Source organism: Flammeovirga sp. AWQ4_249 (assembly GCF_056161045.1).
Genome location: NZ_JBSWYJ010000013.1, coordinates 122603 through 142995, shown reverse-complemented (window position 1 = coordinate 142995; position 20393 = coordinate 122603). Strand labels below are relative to the sequence as shown.

18 protein-coding genes are annotated in these 20393 nt (G+C 31.4%); 11 read left to right on the top strand and 7 right to left on the bottom strand.

Features of this window, described 5'->3' with window-relative positions; genetic code table 11:
* Positions 1 to 94: 94 nt before the first annotated feature.
* Together ACXAHM_RS12275 and ACXAHM_RS12270 are read right to left on the bottom strand one after the other, a co-directional pair.
* Positions 95 to 652 carry a hypothetical protein gene (locus tag ACXAHM_RS12275; RefSeq protein WP_474960736.1) on the bottom strand — a complete coding sequence of 186 codons (558 nt, stop codon included), beginning with the start codon at positions 650 to 652 and terminating at the stop codon, positions 95 to 97.
* Between the two features lie 99 nt (positions 653 to 751).
* A complete protein-coding gene (locus ACXAHM_RS12270; RefSeq protein ID WP_474960735.1) occupies positions 752 to 2404 on the bottom strand; it encodes a glycoside hydrolase family 10-like protein in 1653 nt (550 codons plus the stop codon).
* Between the two features lie 233 nt (positions 2405 to 2637).
* Between ACXAHM_RS12270 and ACXAHM_RS12265 the strand changes: the two genes are divergently transcribed.
* From ACXAHM_RS12265 to ACXAHM_RS12245, 5 genes are all read left to right on the top strand, one after another.
* On the top strand, positions 2638 to 3210 hold the full coding sequence (locus ACXAHM_RS12265) for a hypothetical protein (RefSeq protein ID WP_474960734.1): 573 nt from the start codon (positions 2638 to 2640) through the stop codon (positions 3208 to 3210).
* Positions 3211 to 3254: 44 nt separating this feature from the next.
* On the top strand, positions 3255 to 5612 hold the full coding sequence (locus ACXAHM_RS12260; RefSeq protein ID WP_474960733.1) for a S9 family peptidase: 2358 nt from the start codon (positions 3255 to 3257) through the stop codon (positions 5610 to 5612).
* Positions 5613 to 5734: 122 nt separating this feature from the next.
* Entirely contained in the window at positions 5735 to 5971 is a 237-nt protein-coding gene (locus ACXAHM_RS12255) for a sulfurtransferase TusA family protein (RefSeq protein WP_474960732.1), read from the top strand.
* Between the two features lie 16 nt (positions 5972 to 5987).
* Positions 5988 to 6584, top strand: coding sequence for a DsrE/DsrF/DrsH-like family protein (locus tag ACXAHM_RS12250; protein ID WP_474960731.1), 597 nt, complete (start codon positions 5988 to 5990; stop codon positions 6582 to 6584).
* A 20-nt stretch (positions 6585 to 6604) separates the two neighbouring features.
* The gene (locus tag ACXAHM_RS12245; protein ID WP_474960730.1) at positions 6605 to 7684 is read left to right on the top strand and encodes a PP2C family protein-serine/threonine phosphatase; all 1080 of its coding nucleotides are present in this window, start codon (positions 6605 to 6607) and stop codon (positions 7682 to 7684) included.
* On the opposite strand, the gene ACXAHM_RS12240 is transcribed toward ACXAHM_RS12245, so the two are convergent.
* Together ACXAHM_RS12240 and ACXAHM_RS12235 are read right to left on the bottom strand one after the other, a co-directional pair.
* Entirely contained in the window at positions 7681 to 8559 is an 879-nt protein-coding gene (locus ACXAHM_RS12240; RefSeq protein ID WP_474960729.1) for a MaoC/PaaZ C-terminal domain-containing protein, read from the bottom strand. The two genes, ACXAHM_RS12245 and ACXAHM_RS12240, sit on opposite strands and share 4 nt — an antisense overlap.
* Before the next feature lie 49 nt (positions 8560 to 8608).
* The gene (locus ACXAHM_RS12235) at positions 8609 to 8893 is read right to left on the bottom strand and encodes a rhodanese-like domain-containing protein (RefSeq protein ID WP_474960728.1); all 285 of its coding nucleotides are present in this window, start codon (positions 8891 to 8893) and stop codon (positions 8609 to 8611) included.
* A 213-nt stretch (positions 8894 to 9106) separates the two neighbouring features.
* On the opposite strand from ACXAHM_RS12235, the gene ACXAHM_RS12230 reads away from it, so the two are divergent.
* Positions 9107 to 10219, top strand: coding sequence for a hypothetical protein (locus ACXAHM_RS12230; protein ID WP_474960727.1), 1113 nt, complete (start codon positions 9107 to 9109; stop codon positions 10217 to 10219).
* Between the two features lie 42 nt (positions 10220 to 10261).
* On the opposite strand, the gene ACXAHM_RS12225 is transcribed toward ACXAHM_RS12230, so the two are convergent.
* Entirely contained in the window at positions 10262 to 11149 is an 888-nt protein-coding gene (locus tag ACXAHM_RS12225) for a Dyp-type peroxidase (protein WP_474960726.1), read from the bottom strand.
* Between the two features lie 217 nt (positions 11150 to 11366).
* Here ACXAHM_RS12225 and ACXAHM_RS12220 point away from each other — a divergent pair, with 217 nt between their 5' ends.
* Positions 11367 to 12263: a lysophospholipid acyltransferase family protein gene (locus ACXAHM_RS12220; protein WP_474960725.1), complete on the top strand. Its 897-nt coding sequence runs from the start codon at positions 11367 to 11369 to the stop codon at positions 12261 to 12263.
* Between the two features lie 39 nt (positions 12264 to 12302).
* On the opposite strand, the gene cysQ is transcribed toward ACXAHM_RS12220, so the two are convergent.
* Positions 12303 to 13061 (bottom strand): 3'(2'),5'-bisphosphate nucleotidase CysQ, encoded by a 759-nt coding sequence (gene cysQ, locus ACXAHM_RS12215; protein ID WP_474960724.1) that lies wholly within the window; start codon positions 13059 to 13061, stop codon positions 12303 to 12305.
* Between the two features lie 101 nt (positions 13062 to 13162).
* A complete protein-coding gene (locus ACXAHM_RS12210) occupies positions 13163 to 14065 on the bottom strand; it encodes a bestrophin family protein (protein ID WP_474960723.1) in 903 nt (300 codons plus the stop codon).
* Positions 14066 to 14515: 450 nt separating this feature from the next.
* Here ACXAHM_RS12210 and ACXAHM_RS12205 point away from each other — a divergent pair, with 450 nt between their 5' ends.
* The 4 genes from ACXAHM_RS12205 to ACXAHM_RS12190 all read left to right on the top strand — a co-directional run bounded on the left by ACXAHM_RS12205 (position 14516) and on the right by ACXAHM_RS12190 (position 20377).
* The gene (locus ACXAHM_RS12205) at positions 14516 to 17512 is read left to right on the top strand and encodes a hypothetical protein (protein ID WP_474960722.1); all 2997 of its coding nucleotides are present in this window, start codon (positions 14516 to 14518) and stop codon (positions 17510 to 17512) included.
* A 97-nt stretch (positions 17513 to 17609) separates the two neighbouring features.
* Positions 17610 to 18767: a MalY/PatB family protein gene (locus ACXAHM_RS12200; RefSeq protein WP_474960721.1), complete on the top strand. Its 1158-nt coding sequence runs from the start codon at positions 17610 to 17612 to the stop codon at positions 18765 to 18767.
* A 76-nt stretch (positions 18768 to 18843) separates the two neighbouring features.
* Positions 18844 to 19641, top strand: a complete 798-nt coding sequence (locus ACXAHM_RS12195; RefSeq protein WP_474960720.1) for a PCMD domain-containing protein — start codon at positions 18844 to 18846, stop codon at positions 19639 to 19641.
* A gap of 1 nt (position 19642) precedes the next feature.
* A complete protein-coding gene (locus ACXAHM_RS12190; protein WP_474960719.1) occupies positions 19643 to 20377 on the top strand; it encodes a porin family protein in 735 nt (244 codons plus the stop codon).
* Positions 20378 to 20393 lie beyond the last annotated feature (16 nt).

The window sequence follows — 20393 nt, the reverse complement described above, 5'->3', positions numbered from 1 at the left end:
AATATCACAAGGAGTTTTATATATAACAAACAAAAAAGCAGAATACATCTATTAAGTATATCCTGCTATAGTTAAATTTTAATCACTATTTTCCTTAAGAAGTAGCTTGATCTATTTTATCGTGATCTTCCCAATCTTTTTCAAATTTTTCGACCACAGAATCAGAAAATTGATAATGATGAATCATTTCCGACCCTCCTTCTAAAATTTCTTCTACTTCGTCCACCCAATCATCATCCACAACGGCAACTATTGCTGATGTTTTGGGGTTTAATAACATTTTTATATCTGTTAAAAGATCTGTTGGTATTTTCAATGCATCACTATTGATCCAACCTACAATTGCACCAACACTTGCTAGTGCAACCACAGAGCCTGCAAAAATTTCTGTAGAAAAAAGAGTCGCTCCATAAATAGCACCTACAACACCAACAATCATTCCTATGAGCCCTCCAATGATAGCTCCCCAAAATGCATCCCTTCCTTCAGTATCATGTAGAACTGTTTTTCCATTCTCCTTTTTGGAGATGACAGTATAAGCTTTTAGATCAAGCTCATCTTTCTTTTCTTTTTTTGATAGAATTTTGAATTCTTCTTCTGCTTTTCGCTCATCATTATAGACCGCAACAATTAATTTTTTAAAAGTTCTCATCGTAGTACAAGTTTGGTAAATTATAGATTGCAACTGATGTGTAATTATTACACTTACAATTTCATATAATTAATGTACTTATTTGATGACGAACATCATTTAATTGAGATCTTTTATCATTGTTACTTCTTGATTATCAACAACTCTATCCACAACATTCCAAGTTGATTTTATTATTGCATTTTGAATTTCAACAATCATATTTTCAGTCAAAGGCTCTGGTAATATCACATTATTATCTTCAGGGTATGAAGGTAAAATGGATTGACTTTCATTTTGGAGTTGATCTAATGCTGTAATTAAATAGGTAAATTCTTCAAGATTATTTGTTCTCTCATCTATATATGACAATTTATCGGCAGGTAGAATTTTCAAAAGTGTTCTAATATCATTGATATCTGGTAATTTGCCCTTTTTTGAAGAATAAATAGCATAATATTTTGGGAGGTCACCATCTTTTGCTGCAGAAGGAGTTTCCCATGTAATTAATATACCTTTCTCTGAAGTATTAATTTTTACAGTATTTGGTGGTAATGTAGGTATAGCATCTATCCATGGCATTAATGGGCTAAGTGCTGGATATTTATAGATTTGCATCAATGAATCTGCAATACCTCCTTGGTTATATAATAAACTTGATGAATTGTAGAAGATACTACCTTGAACATTCTCAAGACTTTGGCAATGATAAATTTGTGAAGGCAATTCTGTATCATCTCTCCAACCTCTTTCTAAACTTCTTTGGAGTCGATAAGTCGCATGACCAATATACAAGTGTCGGTCAAAAGAATTTTCAGACCACCAAGTCACTAATGGTTTAAATGGAATATTTCTATGTTTAGTACTCTGGTACACTTGAGGAGATACATAATCAATCCAACCATTCTGTAACCAAAGTCTTACATCTGCATATAGGTGATCATATGAAGTATAACCAGATTTTGTTGGAGAACCATAACTATCTTCCCTTTGGTTTCTCCATACACCATAAGGGCTAACACCAAATTTCAAACCCGGCTTTTTTTTTACTACCAATTGATTAACATCATATATAAATGTATTAATATTACTTCTTCTCCAATCACGAATAGACTCTTTCCCTACTCTATACTTTTTATAAGTAGAACGATCACTTTTAATTTCACCGTGATCAGGATAAGGATAAAAATAATCATCAAAATGTAATGCATCAATATCATAATTAACGATTAATTCTTCTATGACTGAAAGAATATAATCCCTTGCTTCTGGAATACCAGGGTTTAGTATTGCTAAGTTTTTATATTTTAAAATCCATTCAGGGTGAGTTTTAGATACATGATCATCTGAAACTTTAACATATTCGGTATTTGTTACTGCTCGAAATGGATTTACCCACGCATGAAATTCCATTCCCCTTTTATGTGTTTCTTTAATCATAAATTCAAGAGGGTCATAAAATGGCACAGGTGGCTGACCTTGTTTACCACTTAGACAGATTGCCCATGGTTCTATATTACTAGGATAAATTACATCGCTACTTGATCTAACTTGTACTATAACAGTATTAATCCCTCTTTTTTGATGAAAATTTAATAACCTTATAAATTCCTCTTTTTGTTGAGATGCTGAATCATGGACATCATAAGGCCAATCAATAGCATTTAGGGTTGCTACCCAAACTCCTCTGAATTCTCTTTTGGGATATTCATATTGGGCAAATAGTTGGGATTGAAAAAGAAATGATAAAATGACAGTTAAAAAAAGTCTCATTATAAAAATTAGATAGAAAGTGTTGTGAGGCTATTTTACAGTAGGTTATTATTTCAAAAAAGCCCTCATTTGACAAATACTAAAAACATACTATAAATGTACAATCTAAAACTGAGGAAAACTTCTTTCTCATATTTTTTTATTGAATGAAGTAATAATTGCAATGTGATTACGACTTTTATTAGGGAAAATTCTTTTGTCTTGATAAATTTGTGTCTCATAAATTAAGTACCATGCAAAATTTTTTCAAGAAGTATAAGTTTTATCTAATTCTAATCATAATAGGAATTTCAACAAGTAGTTGTGATTTTTTTGGTTTAGATAATGAATTAACCCATTTCACAATTCATGATTTAGAACTTACATCTAGCTCAAGATATCTTTATTTAACTCCACCAAATGAGAGAGTTGAAAAGACTCCAAATCAATATACGAACACAAGAGATAGTGTTTTTCTAAAGCTTCAAACTGAATTAACAGAGATCAAAACATTATCTTTTTATAGACTACAACTTGATGTTAATTTCCCTGATTCTTCATTAGCAATCGTAGACTCTATTGATGTATATCTAGCTAATACTTTAGATGAGAAAACAAGAATTGGTTATTTATATGATATTCCAATAAATACATCATCATCTTCCATGGATATGATTTTGGATTTTGATGAAGATGAAGCAGGTGATATTATGAAAGCAGACACCGCCTTTTTTATTACCGATATTTCATTTAGATCTACAATTCTTAGTGATTCCATGGTCTTTAAAGTTTCCGGACTATACAACCTTTATGGTGAAAATAAATAGATAATTGCTCAATGTATATTGAGCATTTTTTAATCAATTCAATTATGAAAAAACTTTCAATATTATTACCTATTATCTTTTTATCCATCTTTTCATATGCTCAAGAAAATCAGAGTGTACTGACTTTTGATGAGATTATGAGTGGTGAAGATTACATTGGTCGATCACCTTCTAACCCATTTTGGGCTAAAGATTCAAAGACCGTTTACTTTTATTGGAATAAAGAAAATAAGGCTTACACAACCCTTTATAAAGTAGATATTAAATCGAAAAAATACAGTAAAGTAAGTGCTGATGAAGAAAAAAATCTACCTTCTACAAATGGTAATTTTAATCTTGATCAAACAAAAAAAGTATATGTGAAGAACAAAAACATTTACATCTACGACTTTAAAAAAGGATTGTCTACTCAAATCACAAACACTTTAGAGAGAAAGAGTAACCCTAAATTTTTAGATAATTCTTCAAAAATTGCTTATCAGGAAGGCAATAACATTTTTGTTTGGAATCAAGAGTCTGGTGTTACCCAACAAATAACAAATATTGTTAGAGGCAATACACCAAATGAAAAGAAACTAAGTGCTCAAAAACAATTTCTTGAAGATCAACAAAAAGAACTCTTTGAAATTGTCAGAAATAGAAATTCAAGAAAAGAAGAAAGAAAAGAGCATAAAGAGGAAATTACACAAAAAGAAAAAAGCAAAATCTACTTAAACGGTCAATATCTATCTGATATCACAATAAGTAATGACGCACAATTTGTAGTGTATTCTTTAGGAAAAAGTGCAGGTAATTTTGCTACTGAAATGCCTGTATGGGTTGAAGGTACAGGTTATGTGAAGATGCAAAATGCAAGACCAAAGGTTGGAAGTCCTGAAGATACTTATAAAAACTATATTTATAATGTTGAAAAGGATACTGTGATTGCTATTGATCTAAAACAACTTTCGGGAATCAAGGATACTCCAAAATATTTTAAAAACTATTCTAACCGTGATTCTTCATTATTGAATCAAGTTAGAAAAGTTGTGATGCATCCTCCGCATTTTTCATCAAATACTAATTACGCCGTAGCTGATGTGAGATCTTATGATAATAAAGACAGATGGTTAATTCAAATCAACATAACTGATGGTAGTTTTATTGAAATAGATAGACAACATGACGATGCATGGATTGGTGGTCCTGGTATCAGTGGGTGGAATTTCTGGGTTGGACCAATCGGATGGATTAATGAGAATACACTATGGTATCAATCAGAAAAAACAGGATTCTCTCACCTATATACATATAATGTAGAGACAAAAGAAACAAAAGCTATCACTGCAGGGGATTTTGAAATTTACAAAACGGTTGTTTCTAAGGATAAAAAAGCATTCTACTTAACTTCAAATAAGGAGAATAGTAGTGAAAAACATTTTTATAAAGTTGGAATCGAAGGTGGAGAAATGGTGAAACTAACTAAAGGTGTTGGTAATCATGATGTCATTTTATCACCTGATGAAAAAAACTTTGTTGAACTATTTTCATTCTCTAATAAACCATGGGAATTATACCTTCAAGCCAATAAAGCTGGTGCAACTAGAAGGCAAATTACTTCTTCTACCACTGATGCATTCAATAAATATGATTGGAGAGCACCAGAAGTTGTAACCTTTAAAGCACAAGATGGAAAAGATGTACATGCTAGAATTTATAAGCCATCAGCTGAAAAAGATCAACATAAAGCAGTATTATTTGTACATGGCGCAGGTTATTTACAAAATGCTCACCATTGGTGGAGTGTGTATTATAGAGAATACATGTTCCATAATATGCTAGTAGATAACGGATATACAGTACTTGATATTGATTACAGAGCATCTGAGGGTTATGGTAGAGACTGGAGAACAGATATTTACAGACATATGGGTGGAAAAGATCTTTCAGATCATGTCGATGGTGCAAAATATCTTGTAGAAAAACATGGTATTGATAAAGATAGAATTGGTATTTATGGAGGTTCATATGGCGGTTTTATCACCTTAATGGCTATGTTTAATGAGAGTGAGACTTTTAAAGTGGGAGCTGCAATTAGATCCGTTACAGATTGGGCACATTACAATCATCCTTATACATCTAATATTCTAAATACTCCTGCATTAGACCCTGAAGCTTATAAGAAATCTTCTCCTATTTATTTTGCAGAGGGTTTAAAAGGTGATTTATTAATTCTCCATGGAATGGTAGACGATAATGTTCAGTTTCAGGATGTAGTAAGATTATCACAAAGATTAATTGAACTAAAAAAAGAAAACTGGAATATGGCCATCTATCCTATCGAACCTCATGGTTTTCGTGAAACAACAAGTTGGATTGATGAATACAAAAGAATATTTAAGTTATTTGAAGAAAAACTTTAATTGATAAAAAGAAAGCAACTTTATGTATGAAGTTGCTTTCTTTTTTATTTATTTTTGTATTTTTCTTATATTCAATAATAAAACTAAATTTTACAAGTTCTTTATAATACATAACTACTAAAATGGAAGAAATAAAGAAACATTTACTAGACTGTAGTAATCTAAACTGTCCAATGCCAATTGTTAAAATTGCAAAAACAATTCGTAATATTGATATTAACGATTATGTAGAAGTAACTGCTACAGACCCTGCCTTTAAAGCAGATGTTGAAGCTTGGATTAGAAAAACAGGACATCTGTTAGTTTCCTATCGAGAAGAAGGAAGGAAAAGAATTGCCATCATCGAGAAATTAAAATAATCCTACTATTATCATTATGGAAGACCAAAAACTTAAAGAATACATCGATGCATTAGTAGATGAAAAGGTAAATGAAAAAACAAAAGCTTTTCAATCTCAATTAGAACAACTTCAAAGTTCACTTCAAAATATAAAGCCTAGTGAAAATGAAAAAATTACTATGCTTGTCACTAGTTTTGAACTAGACAAAATTATACCAGCCTTTATTATTGCTAATGGAGCGGCTAGTTTTGGTATGGATGTCACTTTATTTTTTACTTTATGGGGGATTAATGCTTTAAAAGAAAAGTCAATCTATAAAGGAAAAAATATTAAGGAGAAAATGATCACAATGATGTTACCTTCTACTCCGAAAACTACTACAATCTCCCGTTTAAATATGATGGGAATTGGGACGAGTATGATGAAGATGATGATGAAGGAAAATAACATCGAAACACTTCCTGACTTGATTGATCTATCCATAGATATGGGTGCAAAATTAATTGCATGTCAAATGACTATGGGTATGATGGGTATAACAACAGACGAAATTCGTGATGATGTAGAATTTGGCGGTGTTGCTTTATATATTGAAGAAGCATCAGAATCAAACATCACTTTAACTTTTTAATCTATACAGTACCTTTTTTAATGAAAGGCGAAACACTACAAATAAGGATCAAAGAACTTGAGAAGATTATCTCTGAAAAAGACAATGAGATAAAACAACTGAAAGAAAGCGAAATAGCTTTAGCAGATGCAAATATTCGTATTGCTAAATTATTCGTAGACCTTGAAGATGCTCAAGATCGAATAATTGATCAAAAAAATGAAATTCAACAACAAAACGAAGAGTTGAGTGAACATCTAGAAGAACTTTCTCTAATCAACGAACAATTAAGTATTGCTCAAACGCTTAATGAAAATTTACAAAATCATAAGCTTCAAGCTGATATCATACAAAAGGCTCATGAGAAAATTTTGAGCAGTATTCATTATGCTCAAAATATTCAACGAAGTATCTTTCCTTCTACTGAAATTCTTCGAAAAAATCTTAATAATTTCTTTAAGATATTCACGCCAAAAGACTTAGTTGGTGGAGATTTTTATTGGAGTAAGAAAGTAAGAACAAAAAACATTCTAGTCGTCGCTGATTGTACTGGGCATGGAGTTCCTGGTGCTTTTATGACTTTAATTGCAATAACATTATTGGAAAGATATGTTGTAGATCAAAAAATATATGATCCGAAAATTATCAATGAAAAAATTGATAAGGCAATTATAAAATTATTGAAACAAGAAAATGCCAATAGTAATAGAGATAGTATCGATATGACAATATTTTCAGAAGATACTCGAACTAAAAAAATTACTATTTCTAGCGCAAAAAGAATGTTTTATAAAACGAATACTACTGGTCAATTAGAAGTAATCAAAGGTGATAGATATCCTATTGGAGATAATTCGATAAATGAGAAAATGTTCACCAATAAAGTCTTTGAAAGAAAGGCAGGAGATCGTTACTACTTCTTTTCAGATGGTATTACTGATCAATTTGGAGGACCTAAAGATAAAAAGTTAGGGTCAAAAAATTTATTGAAATTTTTAAATTCAATTCAAGATAAACCTTTATTCCAACATCAAAGTTTAATTGAGGATTTCATGAATGATTGGATGACAAATCAGCCTCAAATTGATGATATGATACTCATGGGATTGGAAATTTCTTAGTTTAAGAAATTTCCAATCATTAATATTTTCCCATTTTCGTCTTTTAAAAGAAGATCTTTTCTCCCTTCATCATTTTTTTCTTTTGAAATGTAAACTTCTAAACCTTTACTCGGTAATAGAACTGGTTTGATAAAACGTACATTCATTTCTTTTAATCGATCACCTAAAGAGTTCTGAATTATTTCATAAACTTTGGAATACATTCCAAACCCATGTAATATAATTCCTTTAAAAGGTGTTGCTTTACCTATAAATTTCACCCAGTGTAAAGGATTTAAATCTCCGGTTAAAATTCCAAATTGTAACCCAGCATTCTCTTCAACAGACCATGTACTTATAAGTTTAAAGTTATCCATATCCGGTTCACTGCGCTCTACTTTCTTTTTCTTAATTCTCTTTAATAAGAAAGCAGTATATAAATTTACCTCAATTACATCTTCTTTAGTATCATTTCCGATGAACATCCTTTGATGTACTCTTGCTTTCCCCTCTTCTTCTTTTACACTGATAACCTCAGTTGTTAACCTAATTTTGTCATCAGAAGATATATCTCCATTTGATTTAATTTCCACTCCCTGATTAATAATTTTATCAAGAGGGTAATTTAATTTCTTTTGTACACCTAGACCAAATGCCAGTGCATATTGAGAAAACATGTGTGTGGGTATATCATTATATCTATTTTCTGATACTCCTGACCACTCTGAATATGCTTTAATTAATTCTTTAGTAGGCGGTTTTACAAAACGTTTTTCTACACCTAATTTACCTTTGTAATTTGTTTTCAAAAAAGGTAATACGGTTTGTATGAAAGTTTGTCCAACAAATCGCAGCATAGGCTTTTGTTGGAGTAAGAATTTTTTTGAGATTTTCATAAATATAAAAAAAGCACATTTTCACTCGTTGAAAATGTGCTCTAATATACTATTTTTCTACAGATAATAGATCTTGAAGATCTTCCCATCCGCCTGCATTATAAACTTCCTTTACTCCTGCTGCTTCAATTTGTGCTTTTGCTACACCGGCTCTTCCACCCATGAAACAAACTACAATTAATGGAGAACCTAGTTCTTTAATCTCGTCCATTCTTTTCAGAACATCATTAACAGGGATGTTAACAGATCCTTCAAAATGTTCTTCGTTGAATTCTTCTTCAGTTCTAACATCTAAAACTTTGGCTCCTTTATTTATTAAGTCTAGGTAATTCATATTTGTATTATTTTATAGTTCTCTACAAAAATACATATACAACACTAGATCCTGTGTAACAATTGTCACATAACGATTTATTCACAAATGACTAACTCATTAAAATACAATGACTTAGGAATATATTAAGGTTTATAAACAGTTACATTGTTACCTTTTATGTACTTTTGCGTTACTTATTATGTCTAATAAATCATTCTCATATCAAACTTTATGAATAAAAATTACCTTATTTTCTTATCAATATTTTTATTGCTGAGTTCAACTAAAATATTCTCTCAACAAATCACAGATAAAACACACCAAAACTCTCATAAAGAAGTTGTAAAAGATACAACTTTATTGATCAGAGATAATGAAGAGTACCCTTATCACTTACCATTCTTAGGACAAAGAGTATATGATAAAGGATATTCATTACCCTTACCTATAGGTGTAAGTGTTAGTTATGTAAATACTACAATGGGTATGGGCATTACTGACCTTGGTGTAAAGTTAGCACCAATTGACCCTTCGATGCCTCATTTTGGGCAGAATATCCCTCAAGAAGTTGTAGATAACCTTGTCAAAGGTCCAATTCTAGAATCCTTAAACGATAATGTGACAATGGCTACTGCTGCTGGATTTAATTATCGTGTAGACACTTATATTTTACCATTTTTAAATGTATATGGTATGGTTACACAAGTAAATGGTACAACAAGTATCGGTATTGGTAATAGTGAAGGTGGTGGATTTGGTTCTACAGTTGATTTTGATGCTTTTGCTTATGGTGGTGGTTTTACCTTATCATATGGTTATAAAGGTTGGTTCTCTTCATTGGATATCAATTATGCATTAAGTGATACAGAGCTTCTTGAAGAGCAGATTGCAATTGGTACTTATTCAGTTAGAATTGGAAAAAGAATACCATTGAATCAAGGAAAGCAAAGTGTCGCTTTTTATGTAGGTGCAATGAACCGTAATTTCACTAACAATAATGCTACTCCAGGGTACATACACTTATCAGAGGTTATTAATGATGACATTGACCTTAGTCAACCCATCACTGGCATTTATGATAATTTGACTCCTGCTCAAAAAGTTATTGTAAGAAATTTATTAGGTGGAGAACCTGATGGTAGCATCGTAAATAAGTATGTCAATGATATGTTTGATAATACAGAAGTTGAGTATACAATTAAAAAGGATCTGCTACAAACTTGGACTTTCCAATTTGGTTTTAGTATTGAATTAAATAAACATTTAGCCGTTCGTGGTGAATATGGAATCGAAGAAAATAATAAATTCTTAATGACAGGAATTAATTATAGATTCGGATTATAAAAAAGACAAAACTCTTCCCAAACTAAGTAAGGAAGAGTTTTTTTATTTTAATAGTTTCTCCAAATCTTCTGTTGAAGGTGCAAAGGAATAACCACCTGTCACTGCAACTGAAAAATCCATTATTCGATCAGTAATTTTATCTTCAGTATTTCCTAACATTCTTTCTAATTGAATATCGATGCGAAAAGGATCACAAGCATAAGCTACAAAAAATAACCCTCGCTCAACCGCTGATCCATAAGGGAAAGACCTCCTCCATATTTTCATTGACACTCCATCTTGTTTTACATCAGTTCTTGAAACATGAGAATCTTCAGGCATATCATCTCCTTCAAGTTCAATACTATCTTTCTTCGTTCGACCTATTACTTTTTCTTGAACTTCAATGGGAAGTGTATTAAATTTTTCTAGATCATGAACCCATTTTTGATGAAAAACAAAGCTGCCATTTGCTCCTTCTTCACCTTCTGGTATTAATGCAGCAAGAAACTTCTTTTCCTCCTTTGGATTCGCTGATCCATCTACAAAACCAGTTAGATCTCTATGGTCTTTATAAACAAAACCATTTTCTGATAATTTGATTTTAAAAGATTCTCTTAAGGTCTCTTCTATTTTGATTGTTGCATCAAGAACAGTGGATTGATCAAAACCAATGATTCTAAAATATAAATCTGTCTGTGTTGTAGGCATCGAATAATCATTTTGGCCTAAAAGGCTTTTGAAATCTTTCAATTTTTCTAATTGAAAATTGCCAATTTTTGACCAAAGGTTTTTTCCAAATGATACAATTACTTTGATATCTTTTGATGTTATAATCGCCTTAGAAATATCCTCTTTTACTTTATCTAAGTTTTCAGAGATTAATTTAAATTCTGAGACATTAAAAACATTAGCACTTTCATCAAATATTCCCGATTGATATGTAGACATTAGGTTGTTTTAGCAGATTAATTAGACATTTAATATCAACAATACAGTGTTGTTGATTCCTATTGAGTAATTAATATACTATGTATCAATTGATTATTTAGTCCAATATTAAATATGTTTTAGTTTATCTTAAGTTAATGAAAAAATATTTCACAGTATATTTGATTTATTTACCCTATATTGCGAGAACTACAATGAATAAACTTCCTAAATTACAATGTTAACGAGAATTATTTATACCATATTTATATTACCTATTACATTGCTTCCATATAATGTTTTATATAAAATATCAGATTTCTTATATGTTGTTTTATATAAAATGATAGGTTATAGAACAAAAGTAGTTCGAAAGAATTTAACTCAATCATTTCCTGAGAAATCTCCAGAAGAAATAAAATATATTGAAAGCGAATTTTACAAGCACTTGTGTGATTTAATTTGCGAAAGCTTCAAAGTTTTTAATGTCAAGAGAGAAGAACTGTTTAGTAGATGTGTTTATGAGGATTTAGATCTTATAAATAAATACAAAGATAGAAACTTATGTGTTATTGGAACTCATTTCAATAATTTTGAATATGCTGCTACTACTGCAACTGGAAGTACTTTCAGAAAAATTAGTTGTTTATTTTCAAAATTAAGTAATGATTTTTTCAATAAAAGAATCACTGAATCGAGAAGTCAATTTGGCTTAGAAATGATTCAAAAAGATCATGCGAAAGAGTTTTTCCAAAACCAAGGTGATAAACCATTTGGGTTAATCTTTGGAGCAGATCAATCTCCTACTTACAGTAAAAAATGTATATGGATTGACTTTCTAAACCAAGAAACAGCTTGTTTCTATGGCCCTGAAAAATATGCCAGAGAGCATAATATGGTTGTTATTTTTACAAAAATCAATAAAGTTAAAAGAGGATATTATCGTCTAAACTTTGAGGTTGTCACTGATGATCCTAATTCTATGGCCCATGGTGAAATCACTGAAAGACATAATAGACTCCTTGAAAATGAAATTCGCAAAAAGCCACAATATTGGTTGTGGACTCATAAAAGATGGAAAAAGAAAAGAAAAGAAGGTGAAGAAATAATGCCTTCTTCTAAGATTATTGGATAAAAAAAACGAAGGTCGTAATGGCCTTCGTTTTTTGTTTTTTTACTTTCCTAGAACTAAGAAACTACCGTTTAATAAATTCTCTTTATTGTAGGTAAATTCAATATCTTCTTTATTGCCTACATAGACTGTTCCTCCAGCAGCTTCAACTATAGCTTGTCCTGCTGCTGTATCCCACTCCATTGTTGGACCATGTCTATAATAAAGATCTGCTTTCCCTTCTGCTACCATACAAAACTTAAGAGAACTTCCTACAGACATTGCATCAGTTACATTATACTTCTCTAAAATTTCTTCTTCTGCTGGATTGGCATGAGATTTAGATCTCACTGCAACTCTATCTTTTTCTTTCCAATTTACACTAATAGTGTCCAATATCCCATTTTCTCCTTTTTTGGCTCCTACTCCAGCAATTCCGATATAAATAATATCTTTCACCGGAACATAGATGACACCCATTACAGGTTTTTTATTTGATATTAAAGCAATATTGACAGTAAATTCACCATTTCTATTGATAAACTCTTTTGTTCCATCCAATGGATCGACACACCAATATGTATCCCAATCTTTTCTTTCACTGTAAGACATTTCTTTTCCTTCCTCAGATAAAATTGGGTATTCATAATTAGAAAGACCTTTCATAATCACTTCATGAGAAGCTTTATCGGCTAATGTCAGAGGAGAATTATCCTCTTTTACTTCAACTCCAAGGTCTTCTTGTTTATAAATTTCTAAAATTGCACGACCTGCGTCTAATGCAATTTGCATGCATTCTTCAGATAATTTTTCTAAATCCATTTTATATATATTTCTTAATATTATTTTAGATCTTATACTTGAAATTAATACTATCAGTTGTCTCTTTCCAAATTTATCACTGATAATTAGCAACTTAAATTTTACATAATTACATGAGCGCGCTTTGGTTTTAACGGTTCAGGTAACTCTACATTTCCTAATTCATCTTTAATATTGATCTCAATTGTTCTTGAAAGAGTAAGCATTGGTGTATCAGAAGATGTATTTTCAAAAGGGTCCTGAAGGTATGTTGCAATTCTTTCAATTACGAGAAATGCCATTGCTAAAGTTAAACTTGTTACTAAAAGTACTAAACCATTAGTTTCAACTAAACCATAAGGAACAGAAAAAATAAATAAGTAAATCAGGATCTCAAGTAACAAAGTATACATCGAAGGAAAAACTGTATTCTTGATTCTTTCACATTTACCCATTGAATCTGTCAAATTAGTTAAGGTTTGATCTAACTGAACTAATTGATAAGTATTAATGTGACCCTCTGCATGTAATTGTTTTAACATCTTACCTTGCTTATATAGTAGAGCATTAGGAACATTCTTACTTTTCATTAAACTGGGTAATTCTTGTTTAGGTACCAAATTTCGTAAATCCTTTAAAGGATCTTGTTTTCGTAGATGTCTTGTTAATGCATAACACCAAGCTGCTTGTCTGAAAGACATCTCCTTAATTATATCTTTTGTTTTTGCATCTTGATCAACAAATGTAATTAATTGTCTCACCCAAGATCTACTATCATTTACAATTGCACCCCAAACCATTCTAGCTTCCCACCACCTTTGATAAGAAGAGTTCGTTCTAAAAGCTAGTAATAATGAAATCGCTGTACCTGGTACAGTTATTATGCCCAAAGGAAGACTTAAATTACTAAGCATATGTTCATCATCTAGTATCGATAAGAACAACATATATATCGTAATTATTAAAACCGAAAACCATAAATCACTTACTAGTCTTTTCCAGGGTATATAGAGTCTTGTAACCATCTATAATTTATTATGTATTATTTTAAATATATATTAAATATAAGAAAATTAGAAAATCTTCCTTTTAATTTTTATGGAAGTAAATAAATTTCACCTTACGTAAGTTTTATTTGGTTTTAACACATTTATAAGTAATGTGCAATTTTATCTTTATTAATATCAAGTCAACACTTTGCACTAATAAATAATAAAAATACATTCTAAATTTATCCTTACAGCTAACCAAATTTTCATATACTCTATAGCTAGAGTACATTATAGGCTATATCGATAAATTATTTATTCTAGAATAAATAATTACCTTTACACTCGAATCTTTGCTACTATTGTAAGAATTAAAATTACTGTTTTTGAATTATTAAACACTTTATAAATAAAGAAAGAGTTCGTTACTCAAAAAACTCGTTTTATACAATAAACTTTATTTCTCTTTAATTTTTAAATTTAATCATGAACAAGCTATTAAAATTAGGCGTATTTGCCTTTTTGCTTATTGGTTTTGCATGCCAAAACAAAATCCAAGAAGATCTCATGCTACCCGATGAGAATTCTAATGAAAACTCTAACATCAGGATGCCTTTTAGCCAAAAAGTATACCTAATTAATAATGTTGGAAATAATGCAAATCTTTACCAAGTAAACTATGATTTCCAAGGATTAACAGATACTGATGCTGAACTTGATTTCAAAAAATCTTTTGAAGGTCGTTCACATATGACAGTAAGTCCAGATGGTCAAACTGTTGTAGTTGTAAACAATGGAGGAAACAGAAACAGCAATGGCCTCATTCACTTTTGGAGAGATGGACAAACGAAAACTTTCTTCTTAAGAAAAGGAAATAATTCAGGAGGAACTTCCGATAAGAAAGTAAAAATCACTCAAGTTGACTTTGACAGAAAAGGAAGGTTGTTTATCGCTGGTGGTTTCTATCAAGTTGTTCCTAGTGATGATAATGGTACTCCTTTAACAGGCGATGTTGCTTGGTGGGATTGGAATAATTTAGATAATCTTGAAAACTCAAGAACATATAATGGTGAGACATATCCTACACTTACTACAGTAAATTATCTTAGAGAAAATGCTGAGGATTTAATTTCTTCTATTGATGAGGATGATTTTGATTTGGACGATGCTGCTTATAACGATGGTTTAATTAATGATTATTTCGGTGATGTTGACATGACTGAAAATTCATATCAATTATTTGAGTCACAGAAGAACAGACCTTTAAAGTTTAAAGGAGGTGATATAACTTTCACACAAAACAATCAAGAAACTGGAGGGTTTGAAGAAGAACATCTAATTACATTTACTAGAGCATACGGTGGTGCAGCAATTAAAGTATCCGTTGGAGAGAAAAATGGTAAACCAGCTGTTCAAGGTTCATATTTGTTTAGTATAGATAAAAAAGTAACTGGAGCTGCTTTAATGGGTGATAATCATGTAATTGTTTCAACTGCAAGACAAAATACATTTAAAATTTATTCTTTAGATGGAGCAATGGTTGTCAATCCAACAATTACTTTCTCATCAAACACGCCAGCGGACAAAACCTTTACACGTACATCAGCAGGTGATATGGCTTGTACTCAAGTATTTGATATAGCTGGAGAATCTGGAACAGATGGTTTAGTTACTGATAGAGTAATAAGAAATCCAGGTGGAGCAAATGATGAGGCTTGGTACCATGAGTATTGGAACCTTGCAGAAATGAAATTATATAGACCAAATTATCCATCAGAAATTCAACCTGATGATATGCCAAATGTAAGCGTTGATCAACGTCAAAATTCTGCTAACGCTGATATTGCTGATTTAAGACAAAATCCTAAATTATTTACTTCTCTAGGTGGTGATGGTGGATATGCAGTAATGAAGTTTAGAGCCCCAACAGTGGTTACTAATTCAACACATATCCAAGTAGTAGAAACTACATGGGGAAGATCTGCTGATTATGGTTACATAAATGATGATGGGTCTACAAATCAAGCTGCTGTAGCACAAGCTGCTAGTAGTTATAATGAAAAAGCAAATGTTTGGGTTTGGGTTACTTCAGGTGATCAACCAAAATATATTAATAACTCATGGGTTACGCAAACAGGATCAAGTGCAAACGGTGAATGGGTATTACTTGGTGAAGCAAGAATTACAAATAATGTCTTCCCTCTAGGTCAATTGGCAATGACAAATGATAAACTTAGTTTAGGTGATGTCATTCAGTGGGTGAAAATTGAAGCATTCGGAAGTCAGCCAGGCGATTATTTTGATATTAACTATGTTTCAGCCTATTCTGATTATTGTGAAGATTATGGCATTGGTAGTTTTGATAATATTGTAAACAATCAATTGTTTGTTTCAACTTACCTTGAAAGCTATTCTTACGCAGATCGTCTTGATGGTAACAACCATGAAGGTCAAGTAAGTTTTACAAATAATCCAAAGAGTGTTCATAATGGATTTATGGATGAAGATTTTGGAGATAATGTAATGGTAGTCAATGCTGCTCAAGATGATAATTCAAACCGTAATTCTCATAACAATCCTGGATTAGCAGATATGTCACGAACTTTCTTTAAAGATTATATTCCAGTATTAGCCGGAGAAACTTATTATTTCTCTGCAGATGTAATTAATGTTATCAGAGGTAAAGATCTAAATAATCCACACCTTGACATGTATATTGGTTACAACATTGGATTTGCTAATGAAGGAACGGTTTCTTTACCTCAAGTATTAGATTTAACAGAGAGCGACGATTGGACACAAATGTATCTTGAGTTTACAGCTCCTGCAAATGGTATAATTACTATTGGTATAGCAGAAGTAAGTGATGCTTGGAATGGTAATGACTTTGCAATTGATAATATCGCATTCAGCTGTACACCTCCTACTATAACTAGAGCTACTCCATGTGTTGAAGTTATAAATATTGATTTTGAAAATGATGATGATCAATTCAGTACAGATTATCGTTTTGTAACAGATAGTAATCCAGATAAAACGAATGAGCTACATCCTGAAGGAACTTATGCTATTACAAGTACTCCAGAGAATTATCACCATTTATTTACAAATCATGAAAATTCAAGTAATGCAATGATAATTAATGGTTCTACAACTGCAGATTTAGTAGCATTTAGCACTACAGTTAATGTAGTAGAAGGTCAAAACTATACATTAACTTTTAGAGTAGCTGACATTAATGTAAGCGGCAGTGATGCTGATGTTCCATTAACAATCTCTGCAAGTGTATTTGAAAGTAATCATATTGTTGCTAATGTAACGGGTGAAATTGATGATGCATGGCAAACTGTAACTTTATGCTGGACTTCAGAAATGACTGGTCAGGATGAAATTACAATTGTATGTGATAATACAAGAGCAGGTGGTAATGATTTTGGACTTGATGACATCAAAGTATCAAGAGATTGCCCAGATTGCCAATAATATTTCAGTAGTTAAAATAAACGCTAACAAAAAAGGGAATCACTTCATTGTGGTTCCCTTATTTTTTTGTACTTTTTGTATTTCAAAAAATATAGTAATGGAATACGATTTTAATAAAATATATAACAGAGAAGCAACATCAACTGTAAAATATGGATTAAGAAAAGTTATTTTTGGAACGGATGACATCATACCTCTCTGGGTAGCAGATATGGATCTTGCTACAGCTCCAGAGATTGTTGAAGCATTAAACAAACGTGTACAACATCCTATTTACGGTTATACTTTACAAACAGATCAATTTTGGAATTCTGCCATTAAATGGATAAAAAAGAGACATAATTGGGATGTTTATCAAACTGAATTTGTTTTTGCTCCCGGAATAGTTCCTGCATTAGGTTTTCTTATTCAAGCATTATCAAAACCAAATGATAAAGTAGGTATTTTCTCTCCTGTTTACCCTCCATTTGCAGAAAACGTCTTAGGATCAAATCGTCAATTAATAGCAATGCCTTTAATCGAAAAAGACAATCGGTACTATATTGATTTTGATCTATTAGAGGAACAAATGAAGAATGGCCTTCAATTAATTGTTTTTTGTAATCCACATAATCCTTCAGGAAGAATGTGGAATTTAGATGAACTTAATACTCTTCTAAATCTTTGTGAAAAATATGATGTATACGTGATTTCTGATGAAATTCATGCTGATTTAACACTATGGAATAATAAGCATATTCCTTTAGCAAGTATATCAGAAGTTGCAGAGAAAAGAGTTGTTACTTGTATGGCTCCTTCCAAAACATTCAATCTTGCAGGACTAAACTGTGCTTATCTCATTTTCAAAAATCTAGAATTAAAAAAAAGATATTTAAAATTTGTAAAACATCTACATTTTGATTTTGGAGGAACATTTGCTACAGAATCAATGATTGCAGCCTACACTTATGGTGAAGACTGGTATCAACAACTTATAAGTCATATTCAAAAAAACATAAGTTACATAGAAGAATCGTTAAAAGATACTCCTATTGACCCTATGCAAACAGACGCTACATATTTGGTTTGGTTGAATTGCAAAAATTATGAAAAAAGTGGAACTCTATTGAAAAAATTCTTCTATGAAAAATGTAAAGTCGGAGTTCAAGATGGTAGGTTATTTGGTCCTGAAGGAACTGGATTTATGCGTTTAAATACAGCATGCCCATTCCCTATTTTAGAAGAAGCTATTTCTAGAATTAAAAAAGTATTATAAATTAATTATCTTTGATCTATATTTTATTCAAGTAAAATATAGATCAAAATATTCTCTTCAATATAAACTAATACAAATGAAAATTTTCAACTCATTTTTTGTGTATTCAATCTTTGCATTGTCTATTCTTTCATGTGATTCTGAATCACCTTCTATGGATGATGATAATGATCCTGACCCTATTGAAGATCAAGCTTTTGAAGGAAATTTAAATTTAGACAACTGGGAATCTATTGATGGTCAATATTCTAATCCAGTTGGATGGGAAACGTCTAATCCTGGCACATCATTTTTAGGGGTAGTAAATGCCACTGAGGAAACTGAAGATGTTGTTAATGGAAGTGCTGCAAGATTGGAAACAGCTGAAATTGGTATCACTGGTATCGCCTCTTCTACAATTTATACAGGCACCTTTCAACTTAATTTATCTGACCCTGCACAAAGTGCAAAACTTGGTCTTCCTTTCGAAAAAAGACCTTCTGCATTAAAATTTCAATATAAATATACTCCGGGCGAGAGTTATAAACAGTTTTCAGGTCCAAATGGTGTGGAAATCTCCGGTATTGATTCATGTCTAGTTTACCTTTACTTACAAAAAAGAGAAGGTGATACTATTGAAAGAATTGGTACAGCAGCAATGCAAAGTAGTACAACTGTTACGGATTGGACTGAGGTTAACCTACCCGTTCAATATGGAGAAATTACAAATCCAACAGCTGGTTTTAAATTAAGACCTGAAGAAACTGGATGGGCTGCCGCTGAAACTACTCCAACACATATAATTATTGTTTTTGCTTCAAGTAGTGCTGGTGATTTCTTCAGAGGTTCTATCGGAAGTTTAATGTATGTGGATGAAATTGAGCTTGAATACTAATATGAGAAAATATCTAGCATTTATTCTTTTTCTTTTCAGTAGTTATGGAGTTTCTGTTTCTGCACAAGAAACTGAAAGCAAATGGAGCTTTGGTGTTCGTGGAGGGCTCAATTTTGGTGCTGCAGTTCCTATTTACTTTCAAAATATGCCTGATCGATTCGATTGGAATACTGATCTCAATTTATCTCTTGGTTTTTATGGAGATTACAAACTAAGTAATCCAAGACAATCCATACGTTTTGAACTTCTTTATACGGGAAAAGGCAATAATACTACTGCTTTTGTCAGTGATCAATATTTTAAACTTTCAGATACTTATCAAGGTAAAGTTACAGGTGAGGTTTTTACTGAAGTTGCTTTAAATTATATTGAAATTCCGGTTCAATTCAGAACACCCTTAAGTAAGAAGGACAACGGTTGGTATGGGATTGCAGGCATTTATTTAGGATATATGTTTAATGGTACTTTCAAAGGTGAAATTTATGAAGGAAGTATTATTGATGATGGTGTATTGGAATCTACGGTAGGTAGAGATACACCTTATGATTATGGTGAAGATTTAGTGTCATTTGATTGGGGAGCTCAATTTGGAATTCAAAAAGAAATTAAAAACTTTACTGTTGATGCTCAAGTCAGTTGGGGCTTTAATGGAATATTCCCTAAAGGGTATGAAATTGTTGATCCAAACCTATTTAATTTATATGGTAAAATAGGTGTTCAATATAGAATAAAATAAAAAAAGCCGATGAGTA